The following is a 9,989-nucleotide window of genomic DNA, read 5'->3' on the forward strand; positions in this document are numbered from 1 at the left end:
CGATCGCAGCGCACAGCGCCAACATCAAATCAAACAACCGTTTCACGCAGATACCCTTCCGCCGCCCTTCGAAGTCCCTCATCCACTGAAACTGGTGGACGCCAGCCCAGCAGTTCCCTTGTTTTCGATATGTCAACCTGCAGCGAGCCACACAGGCGTTGCGCAAGCTCGGGCTTTCGCACAAGGGCGGCACCCAGTTTGAGTACCGAGGCAGGAACAGGAATTAATCGAGCCGGCTTGCCGAGAGCGTTACCCATACGCCGGAGCAACTGGGTGGTGGACAAATCCTCACCATCCGAGACCAGAAAGGTCTGATTGGCTGCGGCCGGATGGCTAAGGCACGTCACGATCAAATCGACCAGGTTATCGAGGGCTACCAGACTGCGCTGGTTGTGAATGGCGCCGAGCGGCAAGGGTATGCCGCGTTTTAGCCAGCGCATCATGGCGGCAAAGTTAGCCTTTACGCCGGGTCCATACACTAGCGGAGGACGGATGATGACGACCTCCATGCCGGTTTGAGCGGATATATCGCGTAGCCCTTGTTCTGCCTCCATTTTGGAGACACCATATGGGTCAAGTGGAGCACAAATACCATCTGCAAAAAACGGTGAACCCCGCTGCGTTGACTCACCATTGACCTTGATAGAGCTGATAAAGATAAATCGTCGCACACCCGCTGTAGCGGCCTGTCGGGCCAGATTCAGGGTACCTTGGACATTGATACGACGAAACTCAGCCAAGGGGTCTATGGCCGCGTCGTTCATCACATGGACGCGAGCGGCACAGTGCACAACGGCAAAAACGTCATCGAGCGCAACGGACCAGTCGGTATAAGATTCCAGATCACCCATCACCCGGGGCAGTACCTTCTCGGGCCACTGTTGACCCGCTTTACGCACAGCTACAGCCACGCGCCACGCCTGGTTATCAGCGAGCAAATGTTTCAGGACGGCTTTACCGAGAAAGCCGGTAGCCCCTGTTACAAGAATCATGACGGAATGGTCCAGTCGACGTTCACGCTTTGTGCCAAACTTTTCTGTTTACGAAATCCGTATAGCTCAGAAGAATCCGGACAACCTTGTCGGATACGTTGTTGGCGGCATAGTCCTCCACCATGCGCAAGGTGCGGAGTTCTCCACGGGGTTGGCTAGCCAATACATCCAACGCTTGCAGCACCCGATCAACATCCATACCCACAAACATCACCGCACCCTCCTCAAATCCTTCCGGTCGTTCTTGTACCTCACGCAGGTTTACTGCGGGAAAGTTCAGTATGGATGATTCTTCCGTGATCGTGCCGCTGTCCGACAATACCGCACGGGCAGCCGTTTGGAGCCGTACGTAATCAAGGAAGCCGAATGGCTTGTGGAACTGAACCAGGGCATTGGCACCTAGTCCCATGACGTCCATGCGCTTTCGCGTACGCGGGTGCGTTGAAACGATCACAGGTAATGCAAATTTCTCTGCCAAAGCATTCAACACACTAAACAGGCGCTGAAGATTTTCTGGCGCATCCACGTTTTCCTCTCGGTGAGAACTGACCAGAAAATATTGCTGCTCCTTCAACTCCAGGCGGGAAAGAACAGCCGATGCCGATATGCCTTCGCGATAATATTCAATCACCTCACGCATGGGGCTTCCCGTCTTGATCACTTGGTCAGGTGGTAGACCCTCTCGCAGCAAATACTCCCGCGCGATATCGCTGTAGGTCAGGTTGATGTCTGAAGTGTGGTCGACAATGCGCCGATTGATTTCTTCGGGAACCCGAAAATCAAAGCAGCGGTTACCAGCTTCCATATGAAAGATGGGTATTTTGCGGCGCTTGGCTGAAATGGCGGCGAGGCAGCTGTTGGTGTCACCCAGCACCAGCAAGGCTTCAGGTACATGCTCCTGCATTACCTTATCCGCAGAAATAATAACTTGGCCTATGGTTTCGGCAGCGGTGGTGCCTGCGGCCTCCAGAAAAGCGTCCGGCTTGCGAATACCCAGATCACTAAAAAAAACCTCATTAAGCTCATAGTCGTAATTTTGCCCGGTATGCACCAGCACATGATCGCAATGCTGATCGAGTTTTTCAATGACGCGCGACAGGCGAATGATCTCGGGGCGGGTACCCACAATCGTCATGACCTTGAGCTTACGCATGCAAGGCCTCGCGAATAATGTCCAGCTTCATCAATACTTCCTTCACCTGATCAACATCGAGGCGACGGGTGTTGTGCGAGGTGTAATCGTCGATTTCAGAGATGCCTGTTTCACCTTCGACAAAATACTTGTCGTAGTTCAAGTCCCGGGAGTCTGCTGGAATCCGGTAGTACTCACCAAAGTCATCTGCACGGGCCATTTCTTCCCGCGACACCAGAGACTCATAAAGTTTCTCACCATGCCGGGTGCCGATGATTTTCAGATCACTGCCACTTCCAAGCAACGCTTTCATCGCCTGCGCCAGGTCACCCACTGTGGACGCTGGCGCCTTTTGTACAAAGATATCGCCTGGTCTCGCGTGTTCAAACGCATATAAAACGAGATCCACCGACTCCTCCAGCGACATCAAAAATCTTGTCATGCTCGGGTCGGTTATGGTGAGTGGCTTGCCCTGCTGCAGTTGCTGCAAGAAGAGCGGTATCACCGAGCCGCGCGAAGCCATCACATTGCCGTAACGCGTGGCAGAAAGCACTGTCTTGCCTGGGTCGCACAGACGGGACTTCGCCACCATCAGCTTTTCCATCATCGCCTTGGAAATGCCCATGGCGTTGATGGGGTACACCGCCTTGTCCGTGCTCAGTACGACACAGCGCTTGACTTCGTTGGCAATGGCTGCACGCATCACGTTCTCCGCGCCCAGCACGTTGGTACGCACTGCCTCCATAGGATAGAACTCGCAGGACGGAACCTGTTTGAGCGCGGCCGCGTGAAACACATAGTCCACGCCACGGAGGGCATCATGAACACTGTCATAGTTGCGCACATCACCAATATAGAACTTCACCTTGTCGCTCTTTAACGCGATTCGCATGTCTTCCTGCTTTTTTTCATCGCGGCTGAAGACCCGAATCTCGGCAAAGTCCGAATGCAAAAAGCGATTCAGCACGGCATTGCCAAATGAGCCAGTTCCTCCAGTGATCAGAAGTACTTTGTCCTTAAACATTTTCTAGTTTCCTCAGTAAATTGATTCAAGCAAATTCACGCATGCGACGCACCAGTTCCGGCCAATCCGCCGGTTGAAACCCCGTGATCTTGCGAAAGCGGCTTGAGTCTAGGGACCGGTCGATCACCAGCTCGTCATCTGGTGTGATGTCGATGGCTTTACCGTAGGCCTGCGCCACCAGTTTCAGCAGATCGAATTTATTGATAGGTTCGGCCGACACATGGTAGAGCCCTCGCAAGTCGGTATTTGGGACAACGAAATCGCGCATGACACGCGCGAGCTCGACCGTCGGCAAGCCTGAAAAAATCGCCCGCGTGAATCCGCTGACGGTCCCCTGTTGCGCCAGAAACCATCCCACCAAGCTATGCGCACCGGTCAGCTCATGACCAATGATGGACGTGCGCAGCGTTACTGCGTGCGGGTAGTCCACTTCCCCCATATATTTGCTACGGCCATACAGATCCTGCGCATCTGAGAAATCTTGCTCGCGGTACATGCCCTTGGAACCAGAAAAAACACAGTCTGTGCTCATGTGAATCAATCGCGCATTTGCGACCGCGCATAGCTGAGCAAGCCTGTGCGGTAACATTGCATTGATGGGAATTGCAGCCAAAGGGTCGTCAGCCTCTGCGAGCTGCTTGACCAAACCAACGCAGTTAATCACCACGTCAGGTCGGACCTGGGCGAAAAGCCGCGTAAGACTGTCGGAGTTCTCGACATCCACGCCGCACACCACATGCTCGCGCATCTCGGGCGGCAACAGGCGCAACACATTGGCCGAACGCGCAGACCCCATTACCGCGTAGGCGTCGCTTTGAGCGAAAACGCGCAGCACTGCATTGCCCAGCATGCCGGAAACGCCCAACACAAGCACTTTGGGGGTTTTTTCGTTAGTCATTGAATCCAATTTCTTTCATTACATTGTTTCCACCTATCGCCTGCATCCCGCCAAGACTTGGGAAAAGTGCTCCACCAGCTTTGCAGCCAAAATGTCCGGATCAAAATTCTGCCGGTAATAACGCTCGCCAGCCTCGCCCATGCGCTGAAGAGCATCGGGCGAAAGAGCCCGAAGCCTCAGCACTGCCGCTGCCAGCGCGGGACCATCCTCTGCGGCGCAGGCCAAACCGGCACCGGACTCGCTGAGCAACCGGGCACCCTCACCATCCAGCGACCCAATGATCGCCTTTCCTGCTGCCAAATAGGCCTGCATTTTGCTCGGTACCGTCTGGCTCATGATGGGACTACGCACCAGGCTCACCAGCAGCACTGAAGCCTGAGCCAGAATGCCGGGCATGACCTCAGGCGGGAACCGGCCCGGCGTTTGCACGTTGCGCAACCGCCGTCGCGCCACCTCATGCTGCAACCAATCGCTGCGGCTACCGCTGCCTACAAGCACCACATGCACATCCTCGTGCAGCTGCAAAAGCTCGGCGGCGTCCAGCACGGTATCCAAGGCTTGAACGGTGCCCAAATTGCCGGCAAAAACCACGTTGAAACCTGGCTTTAACTGCAAAGCAGGACCGCCAACAGGCTGCGATTGATCAGCAACCAATTCACCCGGATTAGGGTGATAGTGCACCGGCGTAATGCCAGCCATAGCTTGCACCGGAGAAACAAAGGCCCGGGACTGCACCAACAGCAAATCACAGCGCCGATATATCCAGCGGACCAAAACCGCCGTCATGCCCAACACCCGCCGATTTCGCACAAAACCGGTTGCCTCAAGACTTTGCGGCCAAAGGTCCTGCACCCATGTCACCAGTTTCGCATGCTTGATAAAAGCCAGCCACACTGCCGGCATGACCTGGAGAATCGGCGAAGGCGCATAGACGAAAATCAGGTCGTAGGCCTTCCAACGTAACAGCCACGGCCCCAAAACAGTGGCACTCAGAACAAATGACAGGTAATTGGCAACCAATCGAAGCGCACCGCCATCCCCTCGCGGGACCAAAGGGACACGGCAAATACTGTAGCCGGCTTCATGCTGCCGAGTCCCCAAACCAGCAGCACGATAGCCTTCGAATACTTGCCCCTGCGGATAATTTGGTTGGCCTGTCAGAACGGTGATTTCGCAGCCCATTCGCTGGAGCAACACCACCACCTCGTTGATACGGAATGATTCCGGCCAGAAGTATTGCGTCAGCACCAGCACCTTCACAAGAACAGCTCCGCCACAAAATCCGGTGCCGAATAATATTGGGTGGTTAGAGGACCGCTTCCATCCATAAAACGAAGGATAGCCATTGCAATGGAGCGAGGAGACTCAGGGTCAAAAGTCTGCGCCGGCGCACATACGTCTCGGACAAAATCCCGTTCCGAGGCTACAACTGGAATCCCGAGAGCGCGCGCCTCCAATAGGGGCAACCCAAAAGTTTCTGCCAAGGAAGGAAAAATCAATGCTGATGAATTTTTCAATTGCTGCAAAACCCCAGCTCGAGTAAGCCATCCAAGATTTATGATGGCATTCAGATCATCGCCGCCAAGCGCAGCACGTTTCCACAACCACGCCATCTCCGCAGCCTGCAGCGTAAGAAACAGCTTGGGAGTTCGTCCCGCTTTTGCAAGTAACGCCCATGCACGCAAAAGATTTTCATGATTTTTATGCCCTACCGCATCAGCTGGATAAAAGAATGCAAACTCGGAATCATTGATGCTCTTTTTTGTTTCAAGGACTGGCAATATGGACATTTTGGAAGCTAATTCCTCATCCACAAGTGGAACTATTTTAACTGTAATAGTTGGGTACCGAACCCGCAAAGCCTCGTGCATACCACGCGTTTGAACCCAAATCTCATTACTATTTTTAATTCCTAATTTAAACCAGATAATTTCAACCTGAAGTCTGATCGCCGTCAATAGAGAGTACCTAATTCCCCGATGCGTCCCAACGAAATGAGGCGCCTGTACAAAAACGATTACTCTTCCCTTTGACTTTCGGAGCGGCGGAAGACTATTAAAACATAGTAACGTGTCACCAGCCAAAGCCAACTTCGCCAATTTGTTTAACGACAATATTCGCGCAACAAAACTTCGAGGAATATAATCAACCTCCCCGCTGGGAAGCGGAAAATATTGATCCAACTTCACACGTGAATCTAGCGCGGAAATTTTCAGTGACGGATCGAGATCACGAATTAGTGCCCTGAGAAGAACCAAGCCCCCTCCGGCATGAATACCAAAAGCGCTCAACAACACAGTGGTCGAGTCAGCAAGATTCGCAGGTTTTATACGTTTACGCAACATAACAATCAGCTAAAGACATCCAGAAGGTTTGGTTCGAGATGATTCACTCATGGGTTGCGGGTCTGCCGACCTATCCACGGTTGGTGGACGTATAAACATAACACTTGCAAGCAAAAATAAAAATGCCACGCACGTATCGCCAGACTGAAAGATCTGATTATTGCCAGGAATGTAGAAAAATAAAATCAAAAAAAGATAAGATAATATGACGGAGCGAGGAGAAAGATATATCAGCGATCTACCCCAGCTTAGTGCAAATAGGTACGACAAGAAAACCATGACCAGTAACGTTCCGAAAAACCCGAAATCGGACGCCAACCACGGATAGATCGAATGCCAAAGCGTGAACATCCCCCAGCCAGTCTGCGCCTCCAATAGTCCAGGTATCGAACCAGATGTAAAAAAATTTGTACCCAAAAAGGCATCTGCATTTCTTGCTAAAAATATAGAATTTCCAAATCCAAAGGTACTGCTGTGCTCTATTCCAAAACTCATAGACAGCGCATAATATCCTTGCCCCAAATATCGAGTTAAAGACTCAAAAATAACTCTTAAATCGGGCGACAGGAATTGCGAAACTGAATGTTCTTGATTGGCGAAAAGGCGTTCCACGCCCGTATTAAATACCCCCAACTCGCCCACCCCGCCTTCTCGCTGAATTTGTCCCATTCCAAAAAAATGTAAAAACATTAAAAACAAAGCTAAAAGACCAACAATAAATAGCCCACGATGAATGCGCAACTTGAGAATTCCAGCAGAAAGACTTAAAAACACGAGCCACGGCAAAGTGACAACAAAGTCAGCGAATCCTTTATTAGTCCCAGTCGCAAGGTAAAGGCTAAGGTTAAATAAAATAGCCACCACACAAAGAGCCTTTAGTTTCACGGAGAGACGAGACCAATAAACCACCGTCAAAGGGTAGACCCCAATGAGCAACGGGGACATTAGAATTCGTAGATATTCGACTATTACAAAAGCGTTGCCACCTTCTAGTCGCTCAAAATTTTGGTTGTATACAGCACCAGGATCTCCTATGCCGGCGAGAATGTTGGGCAAAATTGATCCAGTCCGCGATAGAGATGTGGGAACTAGTAAGGCATAAGTTACGAATAAGCCGCACTTCAAAAACTTTATGCCAAACTCGATATTTCGAGAAAATTCGGAACTTTCCTTTGATTTAGAACAAGAATAGTAAATCCGACTCCACGCCGAGAGATAACCGACTCCGATGCACACTTGCGCAGCGATGAGATAACCAGCAAGCAACCAAGGACTAGTCACCTCCCAAGGCCAAGGGCCAAAGAAAAATAGCAGAACAGTAGCTGCGAGATAAAACTGAAAAAAAATTAACGGCGCAAGCCATCTTATTTTAAGTCTACGGAAATTCATACTATTTAACTTTTAAACACAGATCGGCAGGTCGCCAACGCTATACGTAGCGGTTTACTGACGACGTTACGCAAAATCCTAGCCTTTACGGACGTGCTGCGCAAAGGCGGGTAAATGCGACATGCCTCCTCATAAAGCTCCCAACCTCGTCTAAAAAGTCCAGCGCGAAAGCAGTTTCTGGCGAGTATCAAATGGGCATATCCATAGGCCTCGGATTTTCTAACTACAAGGTCTGCAGGCACAGAAGAACTGTCAAAATACTGATCCAAAACGAAAAGGTATTCCCTTCCTATCGCCTCCGAAACATCCTTATATGAAATCGACTCTGGATGAATCCTATAGCCTGCCAACACATCTTGACAAAATTCAATCCTCCCATATTCAGCCAACCTCATCCAGAACTCTCGATCAGGCGCCAACTTTAATTCCGATTTCCACCCACCTGCGAGGTCAAACGCATCGCGCCGAAATAGCGCCCCCGGACCAATGTAGCATTCCTGTCGAATAACCAAATCAGTCAAATCGAAAGGGCGACAAACATTTCTTTTTACGACATGCGAAATATTATCGATGAGATGAGCGTCGGGGTACACACAAGCAACGGAATTATCGCGCTCGAGAATTGCAACGAGCTTAGACACTGCACCGGGATAAAGAATGTCGTCTGAGCTCAAATAGCCCATAACACAACCAGTCGAAATTGCCCAACCTTTATTCAAGGTGAGAGCCTGCCCCATATTTTCATGCCGCTCCCAGCGAACTTTTCCGCTATAACGACTTAACACTTCAGGTGTCGAGTCCGTAGACCCATCATCTATAACGATATACTCAATATTTGGATAGTCTTGGCATAATACGCTGTCAATTGTTTGAGCAAGATAGGTTGCCTGGTTGAAGGTAGGCGTCACAATACTGACAAGTGGAAACTGCTGCATTGCTTTAATTCTCAAATTTGAATCACTATCCCGGATCAATCAAATGCTGCGCGAACGAAATGATTGCCACGATATCATCGCAGGCCATGCTAGCGCAAAAATCATCAGGAACATCCAAACGATACGTATATTTAAAGATGAAATCATTGAACCAGAAAATCCCAACAACGCAAGAAACCCCAAAGCAAATACTTTGATACTGAAAATGCTTTTGACAGACCGGCCCAATAGTGGGCTGCAGAGAATAAACATCAAAAACGCATCCAAGGTCATCCGAAGTAACCAGGCGATTGCCGCCCCAAGAATACCGTGTACTGAAGTCAGCCACCAAAGAGCTCCAAGGAAAAGGGGCAGCTCAATTAGATGGGCTAGCGCTGTCAGCCTCGCCGCGCCAGCACTCTGAATCAATGTAAATGGAACATGGGCAAGGCAATTGATAAGTATTCCTATAGCGAACACCCGCATCAAGCCGGTACTCTGATCCGCAAACGCCGAGTTAATCCACAGCACAAGTAAGTCGTGCGCAAAAAGCGAGAGTGCAACGGTGAGGGGAAGTAAAGCCATAAAGAGCCAATATACAGCCTTTCCGAACAACACCCATGTTTGTTCATCTCTTCGTGCCATCTGTGTTGCGAAGGCGGGGAAAAGTACAGCCGTTAATGCGCCGGGCACGATCCATAACTTAGTCACGAGTTCTTGGGGCGTAGCGTAATACGCCACCGCACTGGCAGAAACAATTGCGCCAATTACAAATCGGTCTACATAGCCCATGAACGGACTAACGATATTACTCACAGTCAGCCAGCCCCCTGAAACAGAAAGCGGTTTTAGCAAATTGGCTTTCCACGTGAATATAATACGCTCTCTTGGCAAAACACGCCAAGCGTAGTACCCGTGAACGCCGCAAGCAATCACTCGTCCGGCGACTAAAATCCAGGCGATGTAGTCTAGGCGGGCTGGTTGTGCGTACAGAACAACGGCCAACGGTCCTAGAAAGGTAAATAAACCCATAGGAAGGCGGATGAGGTTAATGATACCGAAGGCGTCACGCGCCTCCAGAATGCCTCGAAAACCGGACGTCAGTACGATGAATGGCATGGCTAGTGCCATTGCATAAACAGCATTCACAGCCTCCCGACGATCGGGCACCTCATGAATAAGGCTCACGCCCCAAGATGCAGTGGCGGCCATCAACACCCCAGCCAACAAACCTAGCATAGCCATGAGGACCGTTGCCGTTGCCACGAGCGGGCCGACCTTTTCGTCCTCCTTAT

General features: G+C 50.8%; 9 protein-coding genes. All 9 read right to left on the reverse strand.

Going from position 1 to position 9,989, the window contains the following annotated elements; genetic code table 11:
- Positions 1–29 precede the first annotated feature (29 nt).
- Entirely contained in the window at positions 30–992 is a 963-nt protein-coding gene (locus tag B7X71_RS08305) for an SDR family oxidoreductase (RefSeq protein ID WP_293600504.1), read from the reverse strand.
- Between the two features lie 22 nt (positions 993–1,014).
- Positions 1,015–2,145 carry a UDP-N-acetylglucosamine 2-epimerase (non-hydrolyzing) gene (gene wecB, locus B7X71_RS08310; RefSeq protein ID WP_293600505.1) on the reverse strand — a complete coding sequence of 377 codons (1,131 nt, stop codon included), beginning with the start codon at positions 2,143–2,145 and terminating at the stop codon, positions 1,015–1,017.
- Positions 2,138–3,148, reverse strand: a complete 1,011-nt coding sequence (locus B7X71_RS08315) for a polysaccharide biosynthesis protein (protein ID WP_293600506.1) — start codon at positions 3,146–3,148, stop codon at positions 2,138–2,140. Before B7X71_RS08315 ends, wecB begins: the two co-directional genes overlap by 8 nt.
- A gap of 25 nt (positions 3,149–3,173) precedes the next feature.
- Positions 3,174–4,046, reverse strand: a complete 873-nt coding sequence (locus B7X71_RS08320; RefSeq protein WP_293600507.1) for an SDR family oxidoreductase — start codon at positions 4,044–4,046, stop codon at positions 3,174–3,176.
- Positions 4,047–4,079: 33 nt separating this feature from the next.
- Positions 4,080–5,306 (reverse strand): glycosyltransferase family 4 protein, encoded by a 1,227-nt coding sequence (locus B7X71_RS08325; protein ID WP_293600508.1) that lies wholly within the window; start codon positions 5,304–5,306, stop codon positions 4,080–4,082.
- Positions 5,303–6,391 (reverse strand): glycosyltransferase, encoded by a 1,089-nt coding sequence (locus tag B7X71_RS08330; protein ID WP_293600509.1) that lies wholly within the window; start codon positions 6,389–6,391, stop codon positions 5,303–5,305. Before B7X71_RS08330 ends, B7X71_RS08325 begins: the two co-directional genes overlap by 4 nt.
- A gap of 9 nt (positions 6,392–6,400) precedes the next feature.
- A complete protein-coding gene (locus B7X71_RS08335; RefSeq protein WP_293600510.1) occupies positions 6,401–7,447 on the reverse strand; it encodes a hypothetical protein in 1,047 nt (348 codons plus the stop codon).
- A gap of 338 nt (positions 7,448–7,785) precedes the next feature.
- Positions 7,786–8,715 (reverse strand): glycosyltransferase, encoded by a 930-nt coding sequence (locus tag B7X71_RS08340; protein ID WP_293598988.1) that lies wholly within the window; start codon positions 8,713–8,715, stop codon positions 7,786–7,788.
- A gap of 39 nt (positions 8,716–8,754) precedes the next feature.
- On the reverse strand, positions 8,755–9,989 hold a 1,235-nt coding region (locus tag B7X71_RS08345), incomplete at its 5' end, for a flippase (RefSeq protein WP_293600511.1).

The organism is Polynucleobacter sp. 39-46-10 (assembly GCF_002282275.1).